The sequence below is a fragment of the Sphingopyxis sp. LARHCG72 genome, assembly GCF_052871675.1.
The window spans coordinates 613,823-636,041 of record NZ_JBIXJU010000001.1 but is presented as its reverse complement, the minus strand read 5'-3'; the positions used below and the strand labels follow the sequence as shown (position 1 = coordinate 636,041).

Genomic DNA, 22,219 nt, shown 5'->3' with positions numbered 1-22,219 from the left:
GGACAGTTTATTCATCTCGGCATCGAATCATTGGGGGAAAGCAATTACAGGAAATGCAGCTTCACCCAGCTTTCGTCGCGGGTGCAGGCGGCCGTGCGCGCCGAACAGCCGAGAATGGCAGCCGCGGCAATCCCGCGGCCCAGCGCAGGCGTGCAGGCGCCGGGCACAGTCACCTCTCTGCCCATCGAGAAGGGGTATTGGGCGGTCGACATAAGCTGGGCGCAGGCGATCCGCGAAGCCGATCCCAACGGCCTCCCCGACGATATACCGTTCACATATCTTGACGAGAAAATCGATTACCTCGGAGAACTTGCGGTCAAGCGTTACGAGACTTTGGGCGGCCACCGCTATCGCCTGCACGGACGGGCATCATATGGCAATGGCGACCCAATCGAGGTTCCCTCCAGGACGGATATTATCGTCAACAGTCGCACCAGCTTTACCGCGACATCGAACGACAGCATGGGCAGTTCCACCACCCGATATACCCACTGCCCGACCTCGCAAATACCCCGCGCCATTCGTGAGATATTCGAGGGGTGACAGTCTGTCATCATCAGCAGGCGAACAGATTCTGCGCGCAGCCCAAATGTCCATAGATTTCCATGCCTGATTTTTCTGATCCATGTCGATTGCAATGCCCGGGCACTTTGGCTCCACCAGGACCAGATGATCGGCGCCGATTACCGCCACCGCAATACGTGCCCCCGCATGGTCGACCGCTGAACTGGCCGTTTGCGGATTGGCAGCGCTTGGCAAAGCCGCCGCGAAAGCGGTCGTTTGCCATCGTCGACTCACCCCGTCCAACAGGAAGGCCGCTTCCCATCGGCAATCGCCATTCCGCCCAATCCTAGCGGCTGCCTTCCGACGCCTTGCGATAGTCGAGTGGCGGGGCACGATCGCCCACCAGCGCCTGATACCGGAAGCCGTCACCGCGTTTCCGGTCGAACTCGGCGCGGGCGGTCGCCAGCATCTCGGGACTTCGAAACAGGTCGGCTGCCGTGAGCGCGAGCGTCTTGGCCGCGACCAAGGCACCCCGTTCGCCTATCGACGCCCCGCTCGCGGCAACCGCCTGCCAGCTATGCGCGGGCGTCCCGGGGACCCACGTGGCGACGCGCAAGCCGACGGTCGGACTCGCCCAGCTGACGTCGGCGACGTCGGTCGACCCCCCGCCCGTTTCGGCGGTTACGGTGCCGGTTTCGGAAATGCTGTCGAGCGCGCGCTGTGTCGGCAATGTCGGCTGTATCCGTTCCGCCCAGGCGCGATCCTCGGCGGTCCAGCGCGGACCGCCCACCGTCACGAGGCTGCGATGCATGACCGCGGCCAGCGCTTCGTTTCCGAGCATCGCGTAGACGCCGCCGGTGATTTCTACATCGACCTTCGTATCGGTTGCCATGGCGGCACCTTCGGCCGCCTTCGTCACGCGCCCCCAGACGGACCGCACCACGTCCACATCCGAACTGCGGACATAATAATAGGATTCGGCGAAATCGGGGACGACGTTGGGCGCCTGTCCGCCGTTCGTCACGACATAATGGATGCGCGTTCCGATCGGCACATGTTCGCGCAGATAGTTGGTCGCGACATTCATGACCTCGACCCCGTCGAGCGCCGAACGCCCCTTGTCGGGCGCCGCCGAGGCGTGCGAGGCGACCCCGCGAAACCGGAACTTGCCGCTGATATTCGCCTGGCTCGCGCCCACGCTGACGCCATTCTCGTCCCCCGGGTGCCAGTGCAGGGTCGCCGCGACGTCGTCGAACAGGCCGGCGCGCACCAGATAGACCTTGCCCGATCCGCCTTCCTCCGCCGGCGACCCGAAAACCCGCACTTCGCCCGCGATATTATTGGCCGCCATCCATTCCTTGACCGCGATCGCGGCCGTCACCGACGCGGCGCCGAACAGATTGTGGCCGCAGGCATGGCCCGCGATCCTGCCAGCGACAGGCGAGCGCTCGGGCTTCGCGTCCTGCGCGAGTCCCGGAAGCGCGTCATATTCGGCCAGAATGGCGATCACAGGCCCTTCGCCCCGCTTGAACGACGCCGTAAAGGCCGTCGGCATACCGGCGACGCCGCGCTGCACCGAAAAGCCCGCCTTTTGCAGCTCGTCGGCGAGCAGCGCCGAGCTCTTCGTCTCCTGATATCCGACTTCGGAATACTCCCATATCGAGCGGGCGAGGCGGGAAAGCGATGCTTCGCGCTTGTCCACCGATTGCGACAAAGCCGCTTGATCATTGTCGGCGGGGGCCGCGAGCGCGGCGACCGGAAAGGCGGCCGCCGCAGTGGCCACAAGCAGGCGAAGCTTCAATGTCATTCTCCCTGGATCAACGCACGCCGGCGGCGAGCGCATCGGGGCGCCGCGTGTCCGCCGCGCCCAGAAACCGGTCTCCCTCGACCATGATCGACTGGGTGCTCCCCATCGTGTTCGAGGGTTTCACCTTGTGCCCCTTCGCGCCGAGCAGATCCGCCAGATCGGGCGAAAAGCCGCTCTCGAGCTCCAGCGGCGCGTCGCCGCCGCCCTGATTGACGCGGGGCCGCTGCGCCGCCTCGGCGATGTTGAGCTTGTGGTCGATCACGTTCGACAGCATCTGCACCATCGTTGCGACGATATAGCCTCCGCCCGGCGTCCCGGTGACGATCCACGGCCGGCCGTCGCGAAACACGATCAGCGGCGTAATCGTCGACCCGACGCGTTTGCCGGGCACCGGCAAGGTCGCGCTCCCCTCTTTCGCGCGCTCGCCCCAAGCGAGGTTACCGAGCGAATTGTTGAGCAGCACGCCGGTTCCGTCGGCGACGACATGCGCGCCATAGGAAGCCGAGAGCGTATAGGTGTTGGCAACGGCGTTACCCTCCGTATCGGCGACCGAATAATGCGTCGTGTCCGCGCTTTCGAAGGGGTAGGGATTCCCGTCAGGCAATGTCTTCGCGGTGAGGACAGCATCGGGGCGGATCAACTTCGCCCGCTCGGCGGCATAGGCCTTGCTGACGAGTCCCGCGACCGGCGTCCGCCAGTCGGGGCCGCCCCCGACGAGCCGTCGGTCCGATGCCGAGATTTTCAACGTTTCGGCCAGCAGGTGCAAGCCAGCGGCGCTGCCCCATTTGAGATCGCCGACCGGGAAATTCTCGAGGATGTTCATGGCCTCGGCGACGCTGACCCCCGACGAGGTCGGCGGCATGAAGGCGATCCGGTAGCCACGATAATCCGACCACACCGGTTCGGACACGATCGCGCGATAGTCCGCGAGATCCTGAAGGCCGATGATCCCCCCGCCCGCCTTCATGCTCGCGGCGATCCGCTCGGCAACCGGCCCGCGGTAAAAACCGTCGGTCCCGTGCCGCGCGATCTGGCGCAGCGTCCATGCGAGGTCGGGCTGCCGGAAGAGCACGCCCGCTTCGTAAGGCGCGCCGTCCGGCTTGAAATAGGCAGCCATCGCGGCGGCATTCCGACTCATCACCTCCTTGCGCGCCGCGGTTGCCTGCGCCTCGTCGTCGCTCAGGACGACGCCCTTCGCCGCAAGCGCGATCGCGGGTTCGACGAGCGACGCCCATTTGAGTTTCCCGAACCGCCGATGCGCTTCCCAAAGGCCGGCAACCGTCCCCGGAATCGCGACACCCTTCATCGACATGCCTTTGCGACTGTCGAACTTGCCCTTATCGTCGAGAAGCAGGTCGGGCGTCGTCGCCCGTGCCGCCTGCCCGTAATAATCGATCGCGATGGTTTGTGCGGGGCGATCCCCCTGGGCTGCCATGTGCACGACCATATAACCGCCACCGCCGACGTTGCCCGCGCGCGGCAGGGTAACCGCAAGCGCGAACCCGACCGCCACCGCCGCGTCGACCGCATTGCCGCCCTTGCGCAATATCTCTGTCCCGACCCGCGTCGCGATTTCATTCTGGCTCACGACCATCCCGCCGCGGCCGATCTCGGGGTGGTGGATCTGATCGTAACCGACGATATCGCCGCCGCTGGGGCCGCGGGCGGCGCCGGGCTGGGTAGCCGCCGCCGTTTCGGGCGCCGCTTCCTGCGCCGACGAAACGACGGGGGGCAAGATCAGAAGCGCGCTTCCGACCAGCCCAGCGATGCCCCGCGCCACCCGAGCTGACCGCATCAGAAGGACACCTTCACATTGGCGTACCAGTAACGGGCATAGGGATTGTAGAGGCTGCCGAGATAACCCGACGAAGACAGCGGTGGCGCCTTGTTCGTCAGATTGCGCGCGCCGATCCGGATACGATATTTGCCCGACGCTTCGTCGCCGACCTCGATCTGGCCATAGAGGTTGAAGGTCAGCTGGTCGTCGATCAGCCACCGCACGCCGGTCGCATCGACGAGCCCCGTGTCCTCGACGTCGCCCGTATATTGCGTGTAGGCGCCGATCTGGAACCGGTCATAGTTCCAGGTAAGCGATCCTGACGCCTTCCACCGTGGTTTACCATTGCGACGGACAAGGTCGCCCTGTTCGGCGATATTGGTACCGGCGTTGATCGTTCCGGCTGCCCGCGCGTCGAGCAGCGCCTGAACCTGCGGCGAGGGTTGCAGGAAGAATTTGTCGAGATAGGCGGCGTTGAGATTGAGCGTGAAGCGCCCGATCGACGTTTCGGGCAGGCGCCAGTTGAGCCCGAGATCAAGGCCCGCGACCTCCTGCGGCAGGAGGTTGCGATACTGGTCGGTCACGAACAGCACGCGGCCCGCGGGATCGAGTCCCGATCCGGTAAAGAGCGCGATGTCGTCGGCCGTCGGAGCGGCGCGGATGACGTTCGCGTCGGTGCTGCCCTGAACGCGCTGCAGATAGTCGTTGATAAGCGCATTGCCTTCACCGAACAGGCCGACGATCCCCTTCTGGCGGATGTTCCAATAGTCGGCGGTGAGGACGATCCGGCCGAGCGTCGGTTCGAGGAATCGCGGCTCGACGACGATGCCCGCCGACCATGCCCGCGAGGTTTCGGGCTTCAGATCCGGATTCCCCGAGCGCTGGGCGCTCGTCGCGAAGGCGTCGGCGCATTGAGTGAAATTGGCGATCTCGCCCTTCCGAAGCCGCGCCTCGCAGCGCACGAAGTCGGTGCGCGTGTTCGACCGGGTTACCACCGTCGCATTCACCTGTTCGAGATTAGGCGCCTTGAAACCTTGCGCATAGGAGCCACGCAGGCGCAGGCCGTCGACGATATCCCACGCCGCCGCGACCTTGGGCTTCGCGACCGAACCCGCGTCGCTGTAATTTTCGAACCGCCCGGCGACCTGAAGGTCGAAGCGGTGGACGAGCGGGACATTCATCTCGGGCGAAATCAGCGGGATCGCGAGTTCGCCATAGGCTGCAAAGACCGTGCGCCGGCCGCGGGTGTCGGGCGACGGGCTGGAACCGACAAGGTCACTGGGATTGACGAAGCCGGAAACGGCGTCGGTGAAGGTGATCGTGCCGTCGACGCGGTCATCGCGATCGTCGCGCTGCGTTTCCTTGCGGACTTCGGCGCCGAAAGCGATCCCGACGTCGCCGGCCGGCAAGGCGAGAAGGTCGCGCTTGCTCACCTTGATATCCGCAAGAGTCAGCGTCGATTTGCTGCGCCGGTCGGTCGTGATCCGGATGGCATCGAGCGCCGCGGCATTGCTGGGTGTCAGATCGAACCCCGACGGGCTGCCGAGGCTGCCACCGTTGAAGGGGTTGTACGCGTCGGTGGTGGACAGCGCGAGCTGGCGCTGGAGCAGCGTCTGGCTGATCCCGTCGGACCGGTCGAGGACCGTTGCTTCCGAATAGAGCGCCGCCGTCTCGACATCGAAACCGCCCAGTTCGAAGCGGAAGCCGCCAAGCAACCGGAATTGTTCGTTCTTTACCTTGACGAGATTGGCGCCGAGATCCGCAAAATTATAGCTGCTCAGCGTGACCGCAAGCCCCTGCGCGGGCGCATTGATCCCCGGGAGGCGATTGGGATTGGGCTGCCCGTTCGGGAGCGTGACGGCGCCGAAAGGATTATAATAGTTGCTCGCGGGAATGACGAGCGGGCCCGACGCAAGCGTCCCGGTCGAGCTCTGCCAGCTCTCCGAATTCGCGCGATAATATCCGGCCTCGCCGAAGAATTCGAGCCCCTCGGTCAGCTCGTAATTGCCGTTCAGGAAGATGTTGGTCCGGGTGATCTTCGGCATCACGCTCGTGTTGAACGCGAGCGGGGCGTCGAAACGCAGGTTCCGGTCGCCAGCAGCCGCGTTGGTCCCGTCGTCGATGCAAATGCCGTTGCCGATCGCGGTCTGGCACCCCGCATTCGTGACGGGCTGGATATGGAACTGACCCGATGCGTTGGTGAGCGCGGTCGCCCCCTGACGCACCACGAAATTGCCGCGCGTCTGGAACGATCCCCACGGGGTAATCGTGCTGCGCCCGTCGACCGACGTGTTGCCCGCATAGGCGGTTCCCTCGAACAGCGGCCGCAAATCGGCCGAAGCCGTATAATCCTGATCCTTGGCCTGCAGCGCGCTGCGCCGGTCGTGGCTGACGAACAGCGCGATATTGCCCCGGTTGCCGAGCCGGGTCCCGGCGAGCAGGCTGAGATTGACCTCTTGCAGGCTGGTGTCTTCGGCCCAGCCCACCTGTGCTTCGCCAGTGACGCCCTGATAATCTTTCCGCAGGACCGTGTTGACCACGCCTGCGACTGCGTCGGAACCGTAAATGGCCGCCGCGCCGTCGCGCAGCACTTCGAGCCGTTCGAGTCCGAAGATCGGGATCGCGTTGGTGTTATAGGTCAGGACCGGCACGAGATTGTCGTCGGCGCGGCTCGTCGGGTGTGCGACGACGCGGCGGCCGTTGAGCAGGACGAGCGTGTTGCCCACACCGAGGCCGCGCAGGTTGACCGAACCGACATCGCCACGTGCCGAATTCGAGCTGTTCGGGAGATAGGCGCTGTTGAAGCTCACATCGCCCATCTGCGGGATCGAACGGAAAAGTTCGTCGCCCGAAACCGCACCCGTCGCGGCGATCGCCTGTGCGTCGACGACCGTGACCGGCAGTGCCGCCGTGATCGAGCTGCCGCGAATCTGCGTGCCGGTGACGACGATTTCATCCTGCGGCGCGGCTTCCACCGGCTCTGCGGCGGCGCCGGGGTCCGCCACGTCCTGCGCGGGCGCGGTCTGGACGAAAGACGCCGGTTCCGGCCTTTCGCGCAGCGACCGTTTGCCGATAATGCGAACGACGTTGCCGGCGGAGAAACGGTAGGTGTAGTCCGAATTGGCCAGCAGCGCCGTCAATGTCTGGGGAACCGTCAGGTTGCCGGCGACGGCGGGCGCCTTCCTTTTCGCGATCGCGGGATCGGTGAAGATCAGCTGGACGCCGGTTTGCTGCGCCACCGCGAACAGGGATTTATCGAGCCGCTGTGCCGGCAGGTCCATCCGGTAGCGCGCATCCTGTGCCGAAGCCGGCGCCGCGATGGCGCAGGTCGCCAGACCGGCAAGCAATAGTCCCCTCATAATTCGAGCCCCCATATTCCGGTTAGGCAAATCCCCCTGGACATGCCCGTCAGCGAGGCCGCCCTCCCCCCTCACCGGGAAGGGATGCCACAGGGATTAAGACGCCGCCCGTTGCGAAATGCGAACCGAAGATGACATTTTTGTTCAATTTTTTCTTCGGTGGCGATTTCAAGTTCGTTTTTTCGTTCATCGAACGTCATGACGGGGTAATGGCTTCCCGGACGGGAGATGGGGCGTGGGCATATTGGCAAATGGCGAGAACGCCCGGCAGACCGGCCTGCCGCCGGAGATGGAGCGGCTCGCTTCATACCGCGCGGCGCTGCACGCCTTTGTCTCGCGGCGGATCGCCGATCCCGAAGAAGTGCAGGATCTGGTTCAGGAAGCCTGCGCGCGCCTGTTGCAATCGTGCCGCGAGCGCCAGGTCGACGAACCGCAGGCCTATCTTTTCCGGATCGCGTCCAACCTCATCGTCGATCGTCATCGCCGGACAAGGCTTGCGCAGATCGACCTCGACACCGACGAGCTTCCGACCCGCGCCGAGCAGGAAGACGGACCGCGGCTCCTCGACCTTCAGGAGGCCCTCGCGGCCGCGCTGGACGAATTGCCACCGCGATGTCGTCAGATATTCTTGATGCGACGCTTCGACGAAATGTCGACGACGATGATCGCGATCAAACTGCGGATCACGCCGCGAATGGTCCAGAAGCATCTCGGTCGGGCGCTTGCCCATCTCTATGAGCGGCTGGGGCCGTTGCGGAGCGGTCAATGAGCCGGCTTCCTTCCTTCAAGCCGCTCGGTTCGCGCGCCGCGAGCGTGTTCGAAGCCATGCTCGGCGGGCGCCGTCACCTTGTCCATCCGGACGACCTGAAGGAAGCCGATGCCTTCTGGGAATGGCTAGGCGATCTCGAACGCCCGGTCGAAACGCCCGAAAAGCCCCGTCGTTCGTGGCTCCGCTTCGCGCCCATAGCGGCCGCGCTGCTGCTCGCCGTATCGGCCCTGTCCTACTGGCAGTTCCAGGGCCGCAACCCCGGTGACTTCGTCGAATCCTACCAGTCCGTCCGCGCCGAACGCCGCGTCATCGAACTGGCCGACGGATCGGTCATCAATCTGGCGCCGGAGAGCCAGATCGATGTGCGCTATGGCCCTGCCGAACGCCGGATCAGGCTCTTGCGCGGACAAGGGTTGTTCGACGTTGCTTCCAATCCGGCGCGGCCCTTCATTGTCGAGGTCGCCCATGGCGAAGTACGCGCGGTCGGCACGTCATTCGATGTGATCGCGGGGAAGGAAGAAGCATCGGTCACCGTCGTGGAAGGCGTCGTCCGCATCCTCCTTGCGGGCAAAGACAAAATGGTTGCGGGCGGCACAAAGGAAGCCCGGCAGGGCGAGATGGTCCGCTTTGGCACGAACCGTAGCGGCGGCAACCAGGTCAGCTTCATCGCGCAATCGAACGGCGCCGACGTGAGCAACGCGACCGCGTGGACGCGGGGCGTACTCATTTTCAAGGGCGAGCCGCTTGCGCGCGTGATCGAGACGGTCAATCTCTATTCGCAGGACACGGTCCATCTGGAAGATCCGTCGCTCGCGAACCTGCCGGTCTTTGGTGTTATCCGGCAAGGCGACGCGTCGGCGCTCAAAGAGTTGATCGCCGACCCCGACCTGATCGAGATCACCGACGAATAAGCGGACGACAGGACGTGGCCGATTTCGGACAGTCTGCTTCTCTGAGCAGCGGATCGAAAGCAGGCATCATATCTCGAAGCTAGAGTGTTGGACCAGCGGGTCGCCGTCGGACGATTGTCTGGGCGCTCGTATATTCGAGCAGGCCTTCGAGCCCGCCTTCGACCCCGACACCCGACTGTTTCATGCCGCCGAACGCCGCAGTCGGGGACAGATGCTGCGTCTCGTTGACCCAGACGGTACCGCTTGCGATGCGCTGCGCGATCTCGAAGGCTTTGTCTTCGTCGCGCCCCCACACCGATCCGCCAAGGCCGTAGTCGGTGGCGTTGGCCCGCGCGACGACATCGTCCACGTCGTCGAACCTGATGAGAGGCAGCACGGGGCCGAACTGCTCCTCCTGCACGATCCGGCTGTCTTCAGGCGGATTGTCGAGGATGGTGACGGGGATGAAATAGCCCGGCACATCGGTCGCCTCTCCGCCGATGAGGAATTTGTAGCCTTGGGCCTTCGCATCCTCGATCAGCTCGAGCACGCGGCGGTACTGCGCCTCGTTGTTGATCGGGCCGATCTGCGTGCCCTGCTCGGAGCCGTCGCCGACTTTCACCGTCTTCGCATAGGCGACGAGCGCGTCCTTCAGCGGCTCGTAGATATCCTCGTGCACATACATGCGCTTGGTCGCGATGCAGATCTGGCCATTGTTGCGGAAGGCGGCCCAGAACAGCTCCTCGGCGATCCTTTCGACGTCGACATCGGGCATGACGATGGCGGCGTCGTTGCCGCCGAGTTCCAGCGTCACGCGCTTCAGCGTCGGTGCCGCCGATTCCATCACGCGGCGCCCGGTCGCGGTCGACCCGGTAAAGCTGATCTTGTCGAAGCCCTTGTGGCTCGTCATCCATGGGCCGAGCGCGTCGCCCCCGGTGACGATGTTGAGCACGCCGGGCGGGAGCATATCCTTGACCAGCTCGCCGAATTTCAGCGTCGCCAGCGGCGTAAAGGGCGATGGCTTCAGCACCATCGTATTGCCCGCGAGCAGCGCCGGCCCGACCTTGAACATCGCGAGGACCATCGGGAAATTCCACGGCGCGATCGCGCCCACGACGCCCAGCGGCACATGGCGCGTCTCGCTGTACCGCTCGTCGCTGTCCTCATTGACGGTGACCGGCAGGTCGAGCGACGCAGCGCCCATCAGCCAGTAGCCCGCGCCCATGATCTCGCCCTCTGCCTCGGCGTGCGGCTTGCCCTGTTCGGCGGTGAGCAGACGCTTGAAGGCGTCGGCATTGGCGAAGATCGCCTGTCCCATAGCGTTGAGCGCGGCTTTACGCTCTTCGATCGGTGTCGCCGCCCATCCCGGAAAGGCGGCGCGTGCCGCGGCAACGGCGCGATCAAGATCGTCACGGCTGGCATCGGGCGCGGTGCCAATCACCTGCTCGGTCGCGGGGTTGAGTACGTCGAAACGGGCGCTGCCGCCGTCGAGCGCGCCGCCGATGAGCATCTTGTAGTCGCGTGCGAAATCCATCGCCTCTCTCCTCAGGGTATCAGGACGACCTTGATGCATTCGCCCCGCGCCTGTGCGGCAAGCGCCTCGTTGATGTCGGCGAGCGGGAAGGTCTGGATGAGTTTGTCGAACGGGAAGCGCCCGGCTGCATGATGCGCGATCAGTTCGGGGATGAAGCGTTGCGGATCGCTGTCGCCCTCGATGATCCCGATGATGCGGTGGCCGGGGGTCATCAGCGCCGCGATATTGACGCTGATCGTGGCGTCGGCCTTGGCCGGTACACCGACGAGTCCGATCGCGCCGTGACTGCCGAGCGCGGCAAGGCCGGCTTCGATGACCGGAACCACGCCGCTTGTATCAAAGGCGAAATCGAGGCCCGCGGGAACGATGGCGCGGAGGGAGTCGGCGAGATTGCCCGCCTCGGCAGGGTCGATGACGTGCGTTGCGCCGAGGTCTTTGGCGAGATCCCGACGCGCGGCGATCGGCTCGACGAGGATGATCGTCGAGCATCCCTGTATCACCGCGCCCATCACCGCGGCGAGACCCACAGGACCTCCGCCGAAGATCGCGATGCTCGACCCCGCGGGACATGCGAGCGAGTTCATCACGCCGCCGGCGCCGGTCTGGAAGCCGCAGCCCAGCGGTCCGAGCAATTCCAGCGCAACTCGCGACGTATCGACCTTTACCACGTTGCGCGCGCGGGTGATGCTCAGCGCCGAGAAGGAAGATTGGCCGAAAAAGTGCGACGTGACCCGCTCGCCATCTTTAGCATAGGCGGTCGACCCGTCATCGAGCCGCATCCCGGCATAGTTCAGCGGGACAAAATTCTGGCAATAGCTTGGCAGATGCTCGTCGCAGCGCGGGCAGGCACCACAGCTTGAAAAGCCGACGACGACCTCATCACCGACGGCGAGGCCCTCAACGCCCTCGCCCACCGCTTCGATCACACCCGCGCCTTCATGGCCCAGCACGCCGGGAAGCGCGAAGGGAGCGAACTGGTCGCGGAAGATCAGGTCGGTGTGACAAAGGCCAACGCCGGCGATGCGGACACGCACCTCGCCTGCGCGAGGTGCCTCGACCTCGATCGCCTCGATCGTGAAATCGCCGCCGGGCTGGCGCACCACGGCCGCCGTCGCTTCGGTCATATCCCTCTCCGTTCAGTGAAGTCCGCGCCGTTCCTGTTGGCGATAATCGCTCGGCGCCATGCCGAACCAGGCACGGAAAGCGCGGCTGAAATGGCTCTGGCTGGTAAAGCCCGTCGCCTCCGACAAAGCGGCAAGACTGAGGTCGGTCTGGACGAGCATCTGCTGCGCGCGGTCGAGCCGCGCCTTCATCACATATTGGTGCGGCGAAATGCCCGTCGCCTTCTTGAACAGGCGGCAGAAATGCGACGGAGTGACGCCGGCGACCGATGCCATCGCTTCAAGGCTGTGCTCCTCGGCGGGATTCGCGAGCACCGCGTTCATGATCTTGTGCAGCCGATAAGCGGAGAAATCGGACACCGGGATTTCCGTCGGATTGCCATGCGCGGGCGGACCCGAAAGGATGTGCGCCTTCAGCGCATTGACCATGGCCGCGACATAGGCGGTGCGCTCTTCGGCTTGCGGGGCATAGAGTTCGGAGAGGATCTGGCGGGTCAGCGCGACGCCGAGCGGGTCGGCGAAGGCGAAGCGCATCTTGTTGAATTGGTCGGCGTGCGGCTGGCCTGCAAGGACATCCGACGACATCGACAGCGTCACGACGTCGAGTTCGCCATCGACGAGCCAGCCGGTCGGCATACCGGCGGGGACAATCGTCGCGCAGCCGGGAATGGAGCTCGTTTCGGTCCAGCCGTCGCGGTCCCACGTCTTCACCTGCGGCTTGCCTGCGACATGCACGGTGAAGATCGGCTGCGGCAACGCCGGGAGCGTGTAGCTGCCGACGAACTGGCGCCAGCGGCACAATGACCAGCCATCGCCGAACGATCCCATCTCGACGTCGGGGGCGCGACCGAGGACGTCGCAGATGATTTCCTTGTTATCCCAGATGCTCTCGTCCGTCACGTCACCAGCCTGACGTCGAGCCGCTTAAAGCCGTTGATGAAGTTCGACCGCACGCGGCTCGGCTCTCCCATGATCTCTATGCGGCGAACATGACGCGCCATTTGCGCAAAGGCGAGTCGCAATTGCATTTCGGCGAGGCGTGAGCCGACACAGACATGCGTGCCGGCGCCGAAGGCCAGATGCTGGCGGATCGGGCGCGTTACGTCGAAGGCGTCGGGATCGGGGAACATTGCGGGGTCGCGGTTGCCGGCAGGATAGAAGACGACGACCTTGTCGCCCTTGCGGACCGGCTGACCGCCGAGCTCGGTGTCGCGCGTCGCGGTACGGCGCATATGGATCACGGGGCTCGCGTGGCGCACCATTTCCTTGACCGCGTTCGGCAGCAGGCCGGGATCGGCGCGTATCGCGTCCCACTGACCCGGGTTTGCCGCAAAGGCGATCAGGCTGTGGTTGATCGAATTGCGCGTCGTCTCGTTGCCGCCCACGAGCGCGAGGATCAGATTGCCGATGAAATCGCCGAGCGGGACGGGCTGCCCATGGATTTCGGCATTCGCAAGCAGCGACGCGATGTCCGGGCCCGGGTTCGCGCGCCGTTCCTCGAACAAGGCTGAGGCAAAAGCGATGAACTCGCCCATCACCGCCGCCATTGCTTCGGGCGACTGGCGGAAATCGGGATCGTCCTCGCCGACGAACGCGTCGGTCCAGCGATGGAGGTCGTGCCACATCTCCGCCGGCACGCCGAGCAGTTCGGCGAGCGTCAGCAGCGGCAGCGGCACGGTGAGCAGCGGCAATATGTCGACCGTCTCGTTCAACGGCACCGCGTCGAACAGCCGCTCGACGCGTTCGGCGATCCGCGCCTCTATCCCCTCGAGCCGTGCCGGCGACAACGCGGGCATCACGAACTTGCGATACTGTGTGTGCGTCGGCGGATCGCGCGAGATGAAAGGGATGCCGATCGCGGATTCCCCCGCGCCGGTCAGCCCGACCTCATTCTCGTTGAAGATCCGGTGCCCGCCATTCTCATGCGCCGACGAAAAGAGATCGGCCTGCCGCGACACGGTGACGATATCGTCGAACCCCAGAACCGCCCAGAAACCCGCGCCGTCGCTCTCGGAGTTCCAGTGGACCGAGCCCGTAGCGCGCAGCGCCGCAAGCTCGGCATAGGGCATGCCGCCGACGTAAAGGTCGGGGTCCCTGAGATCGACAGTTCCGAGGTCGGTCATCGTCAGAAGCTGTAGCGCAAGGACACGCCATAAGTACGCGGCGCCGACGGCACGAGGAAGTTGTACGGGAAACCCGCGCCGCGCAGATCGAGGCCATAGCCATAGGTTTTGCGCTCGAAGATATTGTTCGCGAAGGCGCGCACCATCAGCGCGTCGTTCGACCAGCTGAGCGAAGCGTTGACCTTGGCATTGGCGCCCTGTTGCAGTTCGCTGTTCACCTGCGGCGTTCCCGGCGCATCGATCTCGTTGAACGGCGAGAAATATTGGCGGCTCGAATAGGCGACGTTCGGCGCGAAGGTGATCGTGCCGCCCGCCACATCGACGACGTCCCATTCGAAACCGAGCTGCGCGGTGAGTTTGGGCGCGAAAGGCAGCGAATTGCCCGAGAGGTCGGCGCCCTGCAGCGCCAGCTCCTTATATTTGGAATGCAGCCAGCCGAGCGAGGCATCGATGCGGAAACCGGCCGTCGGGCGCAGCGTCGTTTCGACCTCGAAACCATAGACTTCGGACGAGGGCGCGTTGACGAGGAAGGAGACGGGGCCAGCGCGCGTGTCCTGCAGCTGCTGGTTCGAATAGTCGTAATAGAAGGCCGAGGCGGCGTAGGTCAGTAACCGGCCGCCCGCGCGGCCCTTGATCCCGATTTCATACGCGTTGACGCGCTCGGGCTCGATATAACCGATGCCGCTCGACGAGGTATAGCCGCCGCCGTTGACCGCACCCGCGCGGTATCCACGGTTGTAGCTCGCATAGACGAGCGGGCCGTCGTCGAAGGTGTAGCTGAGCGCCACACGGCCGGTGAGCGCATTGTTGGTGTCGGCAAGCGCGAAGCGTGCGGCGGAATCATAGGGGCACGTCCCGGCGACACCCGGACAGGGCACCGTGGTCGCAAGCGGTGTCTGCGGATCGTCCACTCCGCCGACGAACAAATAGGCGAAGGCGTCGTCATAGCGCGACTTGTCCTTCGTATAACGCGCACCGACGGTAAGGACGAGCCGGTCGGCGAGATCGATGTCGGCCTGCCCAAACACCGCATAGCTTTTGCGCACCTGCCGGTAATGCTGGAAGAAACCGCCCGCCGGGGGCAGCGGCAGGTTGAACGTGTTGTCGGTGATGTTGCGGTCCCAGCCGTAGAAGAGCCCGCCGACGAAATTGATGCCGTCACCCTCGTAATTCGCGCGCAATTCCTGGCTGAACTGGCGATATTTCGAGCGCCAGTTGATATCGAGGATATCGAGCGGCGACCCGTCAGCGGCTTGCTGGAGATCCTGCTTGCCGCCGTCATAGCTGGTGATCGAGGTCAGGCTGAGCGTATCGCTGAGTTCGAGCGCGATATTCGCCGAGAAGCCCCACGCATCGGTGCGGTTCTCGCCGATGCGATTCTCGTTCGTCTCGAAAAAGCCGAGTCCCGTGCGGAAGGGTTCGAGACCATGCACCGCCGCCTGCGTCCCGCGATCACGCCCGGCATAGGCGCGCAGCACGATATCGAGCGTCTCGACCGGCTTTACGCGCAACGAGGCGCGGCCCTGCAACGTGTCGACCGACGCGGCGTCGCGGCCGCCGGGGAAGACATTCTTTATCTGCCCGTCGCCCTTTGCGTAGTTCACCGCGAGGCGCAGCCCCGCGACATCCTCGGCGAGCGTCGCCTCGGCGGCGCCCTGCGCAGTAAAAGTGTCGAAATTGGCGTAGCCGACTTGCAGATACCCATTCGTTCCCGACAGATCGGGCTTTTTGGTGATGAAGTTGATTGCGCCGCCGGTGGTGTTGCGCCCGAAGAGCGTCCCCTGCGGCCCGCGCAGCACTTCGATGCGGTCGAGGTCGAACAGGCCCATGCCGTGGCTGGTGCGCGGCGCAAGATAGACATCGTCGAGATAGACGCCGACCGTTGAGGCTTGGTTGCTATTATATTCGTTCGCGACCCCGATGCCGCGCAGCGAGAAGTTCGGCTGCGTATCGCCATAGGGGCTGTTGATCTGAAGGTTCGGGACCGCGTCGCCGAGCTGCGCCGAATTGGTGATGCCGCGGTCGGCCAGCGTGTCGCCGCCGAGCGCGGTCACCGCAAGCGGCACGTCGAGCAAGGATTGCTCGCGGCGTTGCGCGGTGACGACGATGTCACCGTCGCTCGCCATGGTGTCGGCCGCTGGCGGCGCATCCTGCGCCATGGCGAGGGTCGATGTCGAAACCGCAAGCATAGCGAGCATAACGCGCGCAAAAGGCAGAGCTGCCATAGTCCTTCTCCCAAAGCCGGGGCTTCTGCGAGCCCTGTCAGCGAGGAAAGCTAATGCGAAGGGTGCGGCATGGCTTTAGCGCGGCTTGCAACCAGTTTTGACATTTCTTGCCACGAGCTAGCCGATCTTGGCCGGCTGGAGACTGACCGCTTCTGGGCGTAGAACGCACGAAGCAGACTCTCACGCCGGGATCCACGAGCAGAAATTCGGTAGACAATTGAAATTGTTCTTGGAGGCGTTGGCAAGAAATTCAACAGGCCGCGCGCTCTAGCGCTCATATGTCGCTTACAGCAGTCGTTGCCACCAACCGACATCATGCCAAGCATCGAATTTTCGTCCGACCTCGCGGTAGATGCCGACCATCTCGAAACCCATCGCCTCATGCAGCCCAACGCTTGCTTCGTTTGGCAGCGCGATGCCGGCAAAGGCAGAGTGATGCATGATTGCACCACTCCGGAATCAGCCGGGTCCGCAGCGGACGTGTGGCGGTTGCGGACTGGCAAACTTTCAACGGATCGCTGCCGAAGCGGACATAATATCGATTTCGTCGCGTTCATCATCGCGCGATGCGCCCAATGCTCCAAATCCAAGATACTGAACCACAAAGAAATTTTCTCAAACCTTTGATATAAATAGATTATATAGAAATTTCTTTTAAATCAATTATATACTCCCAAGAATCTTGCATAACATTTGAAATGAAAGTTTATTAACCTCTTTTCTCTATATGTAGACGAGTCTTGTGGGGAAGACGAATTGAAAGGATCGAGTCCTTTTGAGGAGTTTTCAGTATGTCCATGAAAACATATTGCGCGACGACAGTACTTACATTACTAACCTTTACTGCATCGTCAGCGCACGCCGATGTCACTGGAACAGTCGATGCTACGATAACGCTCGAAGCAGGCTGCATAGTTAATGGCCAAAACTTCGACGACGGAACGACTGGAGCCGATTTTGGCTCCCTCGACTTCGGCACGGAGAATACGCTGTTCGCGCAGGCCGACGCGCAGATATTGAGCGGCGGCGCCGCCTTCACCGTCCAGTGCAGCAACGGCATCACCCCCGTGCTGTCGTTCAATGCCGGACTGAACGATGGCGAAGGCGCCGGTGCGGGCCTTCACGCGATGGAGCACCAGACCGACGCCGGGCGGTTCGTCACGTATAATCTCTATTCGGATCCCGGTCGCAACACCGTCATTCCGGTCGGGGGCGACATCACCCTCGCCGCCGGCGGTGCCCAGCAAACCGTGAATGTCTACGCCCGCGCCTTTGGCGAAGCGGGACTGACCCCTGGCGTTTATTCGGACGTCATCACGGTGGTGCTCGAGCTTTAGGCAGGCGGCCCAGGGGATTTCAGGTCCATGACCCGCTTGCTCCAACCGAGGCCGCGGATCATCCTGACCTCGCTGGCAGCCCTTCTCGCATGCGCGAGCGGCATTCCGGCATCGCGGGCCGAAACGACGGCGCAGTTTGAGGTTTCGGCCGAGATCGCCCCAGGCTGCCTCGTCGACGGGCTTGGCAGCAGCGGGCATGCCGGCACGATCGGAACGCTCGATTTCGGGTCCGATTCGACCTTTTCCACCGCCACGCACACGGCGACCACCACGGCGGCGCAAGGGATTCGCCTGCGCTGCACCCCCGGCGTCAATCTGATGATGGGAGTCGATGGCGGTGGCCACGCCGCGGCCGGCACGCGCCACTTGCAGCGCGGCAGCGATACCATGGCACGGATTGCCTATGCCCTGTGCCGCGACGCCGCGTGCAATCAGCCGATCGCGATCGGCGGCGCGGCCGCGATCACGGTCACCGGGGCGAACAGCGAGGATGTCCTCCTGCCGCTGTTCGCGTCGCTGACCCTGCCCGGCGGGCTGATCCCGGGCACCTATACGGACACGCTCACGGTCACGCTGACATGGTGACCATCCGCCTTTTGGAGACACGCCGATGAAATATGGCTTTCTCTTCGTGGTCGTACCGGCGCTGTTCGCCGCCTCTCCCGCGGGAGCAGAACAGCCCGGCTCGCTGCTGATCTGGCCGGTCAATCCGGTCATCGAGGGCGACGCACGCGCCGCGGCGCTTTGGCTCGAAAATCCGGGCAACACGCCGATCACGCTGCAAATCCGCGTCTACGCCTGGGATCAGCAAGATGGCCGCAACCTCTACGCCGAACAGACCGAGGTCATCGGAACGCCGCCGATCGTCAGCATCGAACCGGGGCAGCGCCAACTGATCCGCCTGACGCGCACCGCATCGCCTGCCGCTGCCGCCGAAAAACCCTATCGCGTGGTCGTTGACGAAATCCCGGTCGGCCGGGCTTCGGCCGCTCCCGGCGCTTCGGTGAGCTTTCGCATGCGCTATTCGCTGCCGCTTTTCTCTCATACCCCGCGCGGCGACGGCAAGGCCAAGCCGCCCGCACCGGCGCCGCAGATCTCCTGGCGCGCCGGTGCGGATGCCGGGGGCCGCTTCCTCGAAATCCGGAACGACGGGACCGGCCACGCGCGCCTGACCGACGTCGGCTTTGCCACCGGTCCGCAAAGGTCGCCCGTCGCCCAGGGCCTGCTCGGATATGTCCTTCCGGGCGCCTCGATGCGCTGGCCGCTGCCGGAGAATGTCGATGGCACCGGTGATCTGGTCGCGACGGTCAACGGAAAGGCCGACGTTCGCATCGAACGTCGGCACGAATAGTGCTGCATGGCCGGCTCGCTCCATTTGCCGGCCTTGCCCCGATGGGCGATGATATGTGCGGGCGCGCTGATGATGCCGGGCTTCGCGCACGCAACCGGTGCGGAAACGGGGCGTGACGGCTATGGCGAGCTGCCGCCCCCGCCGCAGCACATCGACGCCGCCGCGGAGCAGCTGCTCGAACTCGAACTGTTCGTCAACGGCATGCGCAGCGGCATCGTCGCATCGGCCGTGAAGCAGGGTTCGCGGTTCCGGCTCCGCACGGCAGACATACGCCGCGCCGGGATTTTGCTCCGAACGACGAGCGAGACGCTGTTTCTCGACAGCGTCGAAGGGCTTCGCGCCGATTATGACGCGCCGCGCCAGCAACTGCACCTGACTGTCTCGCCCGAATATCTGCCCGCCCAGCGCGTCGGCCGCGACAAGCGCGGTTTCGAGCCGGCGCAATATGATCTGGGGGCGCTGCTCAACTATGACGCCTATGTCAGCGGCGGCGATATGGCGCCCGTCCAGGCATCATTATGGCACGAAGCTCGCGTGTTCGGACCGGCCGGCATCGTCTCGACGACCGGAGCGCTGCGGTCGGGCAGCGCAAAAAACTATGTCCGTTTCGACACTTATTGGCGCTGGTCCGACGAACGGAGCATGACGACCATCGAGGCGGGCGACATCATCACACGCAGCCTGCCGTGGGCGTCCGCGGTCCGTCTGGGCGGGATCCAGGTGTCGCGCGATTTTTCGGTCCGCCCCGACGTCGTCACCTATCCGCTTCCCGAATTTGCCGGCAGCGCGGCGCTCCCCTCGACTGTGGACCTTGTCATCCATGGCCAGCGGGTCGCCGGCGCCGACGTGAATCCCGGCCCCTTTGCGCTCGATACGCTTCCGCCGATCAACGGTTATGGCGAGGCCAATCTGATCGTCACCGACATGCACGGACGCAGCGTCTCGACGACGATGCCCTTCTATATCAGCAGCGCGCTGCTGCGCCCGGGGCTTACCGACTATGCGGCCGCCTTCGGCGCCTTTCGCCGCAACTATGGCATAAGGAATTTCGACTATGGTGGTCTCGCCGCCAGCGCTTCGGCGCGCCATGGCGTGACCGACGGACTGACGCTCGAAGTGCGCGCGGAGATCGCCGATGATATGCGCCTCGCGGGCGGAGGCGCGGTCGTCAAGCTCGGCAATTTCGGCACCCTCAGCGGATCGTACAGCCGCAGCTTTCGCGACGGGCGCGATGGCGGCGAAGCAACCATCGGTTATGATTATCAGACGCGGGGCTTTTCGATCGGGCTGCGCCACCGCCGGCGCGATGGCGACTATACCGATCTCGGCCTGCTCGATCTCGCCGGGCGCGGCGGCGCGGAGCGACTGACGGCGATGACGGCCAGCCTGTCCCTCGGGCAGGCGGGCACGCTCGGGATCGGTTATTTCGATTTCCGGCAGAAACTGACACGCGATGCCCGGCTCGCTAACATCGCCTGGGCGCTGCCCCTCCGGGGCGAAAGCCGTCTCCATGCCTCATTGTCGCATGAATTCGTCGAGCAGAGCTGGTCGGGCGCGCTGACGCTCAGCGTCCCGCTCGGCGGCGGCATATTCGGCGCCGGCGTCGTGCAGGGTCAGGATGGACGCACCGGATTGCGCGCCGACTATTCGCGCGCAGCACCGGTCGAGGGCGGCTTCGGATGGAACGCGAGCGCGGTGAGCGAAGACGGCGCCAGCCCCTATTGGCGCGGTGACATCACTTGGCGAATGCAGCCGCTCGAGGTGCGCGCCGGCGCCTACGGCCAGAACCGGGTCACCGCCTGGCTCGGCGTAAGCGGCTCGCTCGTCTTCATGGACGACGCCGTCTTTGCCGCCAATCGCGTCGCCGATGCCTTCGCCGTCGTCAGCACCAACGGCCAGCCCGGGATTCCGGTGCGTTATGAAAACCAGTTGATCGGGACGACCAACGCGAGGGGGCAATTGCTCGTGCCCTCGGCGAGCGCCTATTATCCCGGCCGCTACGACATCGACACGCTGTCGCTCCCTGCCAACGTCAAGGCACCGGTGGTCAGCCAGCGCGTCGCTGTCGCGGCGGGTAGCGGCCATGTCATCAAATTCCCGATCGAGCATGTAACCGCGGCACGCGCGACGATCAGGACCGTCTCCGGCGAGCCGCTGCCCGCCGGCGCAGCGGCGACCATCAACGGCACATTATCCACTTACCTCGGCTGGGACGGAATGCTCTTCGTCGAACGGGTGGCGGCCGACAATCGGGTGGAGATCGAGCTGCCCGATGGCGGCACCTGCCACCTGGTCTTCGCAGCCAACACCAAGACCGACGACATTATCGAACTGGGGGATCTCATATGTCGACCCTGATGCGCATCATCGGCGCGCTGCTCGCCGTGACGGCCGCGGCACTGATACCCGGCGAGGCGTCGGCTTGCACGACCTCCACCACGAGCACCGATCTGGGGAACGCGAGTTCCTATGCCGTCGCCACGACGCCGCAGCAGGGCAGCGGTTCGGCGGGCCTCCAGTGCGATATCGTCCTTGCCGCACTCGCGACCCACTATGTCGGCTTGCGCGTCGACGCGTCGACCTTCGTGCTCACCGGCCCGACCGGGCAAACGATCACCTATACCGCCTCGTTGACCGCGAACGGCCCGCCGCTGACGGTCGGCAATTTCCAGAATCTGTCCTCGATCAGCCTCGTCAGCCTCTTCGCCGGCACGAACAACAGCATTCCCGTCTATTTCCGCACCGCCGCGACGCCGGGATTGCGCGCGGGAAGCTATTCGGGCTTTCTCGACCTGCGCTGGTATTATTCGGTCTGCTCGCTGGGTGTCGCGGTATGTCTCGCCCATTCGAGCAGCCCCGGCTTCGTTCGCCCGATTCTGGGCCCGCCGACCACATGGGGAAGCGGCGTTGCGGCCCGGGTCAACGTCCAACTGACGGTAGAGAATGACTGCATCATCACCGCGCCCAATGCGGGCTTCGGCACGGCGCCACTCGCCGGCAGTTTCAACCCGATCACGCGCACTATCTTGATCCGCTGCAGCGCGGGGGCCGCCTACACCGTTGGCCTCAACGACGGCAATAATCCCGACAATGGCGTGCGGCGCATGCGCAGCGGCAGCAACTATCTGCGCTATGAAATCTACAAGACCACCACCTCGCCCGACCGGTGGGGATCGGTGGGCAGCGCCCGGCGCGGGAGTGGAACGGCCGACACCAATCCGGGCGTCTATGATTCGGTGGCCACGCAGGAATTCGGCTATCGCGCCGCGATCCTTGCCGGCCAGGCCACCCCGCCACCCGGGCTTTATACCGATACCATCCTAGTCGACATCGCCTTTTGAATCGACCGTACCGCCATCTCCATATTATGTAGTATTTTCAATATATTATAGCGAATCGTCGAGCCAGCAGGCCGCATCTCC

Annotated in this window: 17 protein-coding genes; 8 read left to right on the top strand and 9 right to left on the bottom strand. The window is 64.3% G+C overall.

The window, feature by feature from the left end; genetic code table 11:
- Positions 1-93 precede the first annotated feature (93 nt).
- On the top strand, positions 94-543 hold the full coding sequence (locus tag ACIPPQ_RS03105; RefSeq protein WP_446542735.1) for a hypothetical protein: 450 nt from the start codon (positions 94-96) through the stop codon (positions 541-543).
- A gap of 307 nt (positions 544-850) precedes the next feature.
- Here ACIPPQ_RS03105 and ACIPPQ_RS03100 read toward each other — a convergent pair whose 3' ends face one another.
- From ACIPPQ_RS03100 to ACIPPQ_RS03090, 3 genes are read right to left on the bottom strand one after another with little or no spacing between them, the layout of a single operon-like run.
- A complete protein-coding gene (locus ACIPPQ_RS03100; protein ID WP_446542734.1) occupies positions 851-2,311 on the bottom strand; it encodes an amidohydrolase in 1,461 nt (486 codons plus the stop codon).
- A gap of 10 nt (positions 2,312-2,321) precedes the next feature.
- A complete protein-coding gene (gene ggt / locus ACIPPQ_RS03095) occupies positions 2,322-4,106 on the bottom strand; it encodes a gamma-glutamyltransferase (protein ID WP_446542733.1) in 1,785 nt (594 codons plus the stop codon).
- Positions 4,106-7,447, bottom strand: coding sequence for a TonB-dependent receptor (locus tag ACIPPQ_RS03090; protein WP_446542732.1), 3,342 nt, complete (start codon positions 7,445-7,447; stop codon positions 4,106-4,108). The genes ggt and ACIPPQ_RS03090 overlap by 1 nt, the downstream gene beginning before the upstream one ends.
- A 289-nt stretch (positions 7,448-7,736) precedes the next feature.
- On the opposite strand from ACIPPQ_RS03090, the gene ACIPPQ_RS03085 reads away from it, so the two are divergent.
- The gene (locus tag ACIPPQ_RS03085; RefSeq protein ID WP_446543101.1) at positions 7,737-8,216 is read left to right on the top strand and encodes an RNA polymerase sigma factor; all 480 of its coding nucleotides are present in this window, start codon (positions 7,737-7,739) and stop codon (positions 8,214-8,216) included.
- The gene (locus tag ACIPPQ_RS03080) at positions 8,213-9,127 is read left to right on the top strand and encodes a FecR family protein (RefSeq protein ID WP_446542731.1); all 915 of its coding nucleotides are present in this window, start codon (positions 8,213-8,215) and stop codon (positions 9,125-9,127) included. The genes ACIPPQ_RS03085 and ACIPPQ_RS03080 overlap by 4 nt, the downstream gene beginning before the upstream one ends.
- Before the next feature lie 79 nt (positions 9,128-9,206).
- On the opposite strand, the gene ACIPPQ_RS03075 is transcribed toward ACIPPQ_RS03080, so the two are convergent.
- The 6 genes from ACIPPQ_RS03075 to ACIPPQ_RS03050 form a co-directional block, all read right to left on the bottom strand.
- Positions 9,207-10,640, bottom strand: coding sequence for an aldehyde dehydrogenase family protein (locus ACIPPQ_RS03075; RefSeq protein WP_446542730.1), 1,434 nt, complete (start codon positions 10,638-10,640; stop codon positions 9,207-9,209).
- An 11-nt stretch (positions 10,641-10,651) separates the two neighbouring features.
- Complete coding sequence (locus ACIPPQ_RS03070) at positions 10,652-11,764, bottom strand: NAD(P)-dependent alcohol dehydrogenase (protein WP_446542729.1); 1,113 nt, start codon at positions 11,762-11,764, stop codon at positions 10,652-10,654.
- Between the two features lie 12 nt (positions 11,765-11,776).
- Positions 11,777-12,661: a helix-turn-helix domain-containing protein gene (locus tag ACIPPQ_RS03065; RefSeq protein WP_446542728.1), complete on the bottom strand. Its 885-nt coding sequence runs from the start codon at positions 12,659-12,661 to the stop codon at positions 11,777-11,779.
- Entirely contained in the window at positions 12,658-13,884 is a 1,227-nt protein-coding gene (locus ACIPPQ_RS03060; protein WP_446542727.1) for a cytochrome P450, read from the bottom strand. The genes ACIPPQ_RS03065 and ACIPPQ_RS03060 overlap by 4 nt, the downstream gene beginning before the upstream one ends.
- Before the next feature lie 2 nt (positions 13,885-13,886).
- Positions 13,887-16,109 (bottom strand): TonB-dependent receptor, encoded by a 2,223-nt coding sequence (locus ACIPPQ_RS03055; protein ID WP_446542726.1) that lies wholly within the window; start codon positions 16,107-16,109, stop codon positions 13,887-13,889.
- A 285-nt stretch (positions 16,110-16,394) separates the two neighbouring features.
- On the bottom strand, positions 16,395-16,550 hold the full coding sequence (locus ACIPPQ_RS03050) for an N-acetyltransferase family protein (protein ID WP_446542725.1): 156 nt from the start codon (positions 16,548-16,550) through the stop codon (positions 16,395-16,397).
- Between the two features lie 350 nt (positions 16,551-16,900).
- On the opposite strand from ACIPPQ_RS03050, the gene ACIPPQ_RS03045 reads away from it, so the two are divergent.
- The 5 genes from ACIPPQ_RS03045 to ACIPPQ_RS03025 are packed head-to-tail and all read left to right on the top strand — an operon-like array spanning position 16,901 to position 22,138.
- Positions 16,901-17,446, top strand: coding sequence for a Csu type fimbrial protein (locus tag ACIPPQ_RS03045; protein WP_446542724.1), 546 nt, complete (start codon positions 16,901-16,903; stop codon positions 17,444-17,446).
- 27 nt (positions 17,447-17,473) lie between these two features.
- Positions 17,474-18,031, top strand: a complete 558-nt coding sequence (locus ACIPPQ_RS03040) for a Csu type fimbrial protein (protein ID WP_446542723.1) — start codon at positions 17,474-17,476, stop codon at positions 18,029-18,031.
- Positions 18,032-18,056: 25 nt separating this feature from the next.
- Positions 18,057-18,797 carry a fimbrial biogenesis chaperone gene (locus tag ACIPPQ_RS03035; RefSeq protein ID WP_446542722.1) on the top strand — a complete coding sequence of 247 codons (741 nt, stop codon included), beginning with the start codon at positions 18,057-18,059 and terminating at the stop codon, positions 18,795-18,797.
- Positions 18,798-18,803: 6 nt separating this feature from the next.
- Positions 18,804-21,155 carry a fimbria/pilus outer membrane usher protein gene (locus ACIPPQ_RS03030; protein ID WP_446542721.1) on the top strand — a complete coding sequence of 784 codons (2,352 nt, stop codon included), beginning with the start codon at positions 18,804-18,806 and terminating at the stop codon, positions 21,153-21,155.
- Positions 21,143-22,138: a Csu type fimbrial protein gene (locus ACIPPQ_RS03025; protein WP_446542720.1), complete on the top strand. Its 996-nt coding sequence runs from the start codon at positions 21,143-21,145 to the stop codon at positions 22,136-22,138. Before ACIPPQ_RS03030 ends, ACIPPQ_RS03025 begins: the two co-directional genes overlap by 13 nt.
- The last annotated feature ends 81 nt before the right edge of the window (positions 22,139-22,219 follow it).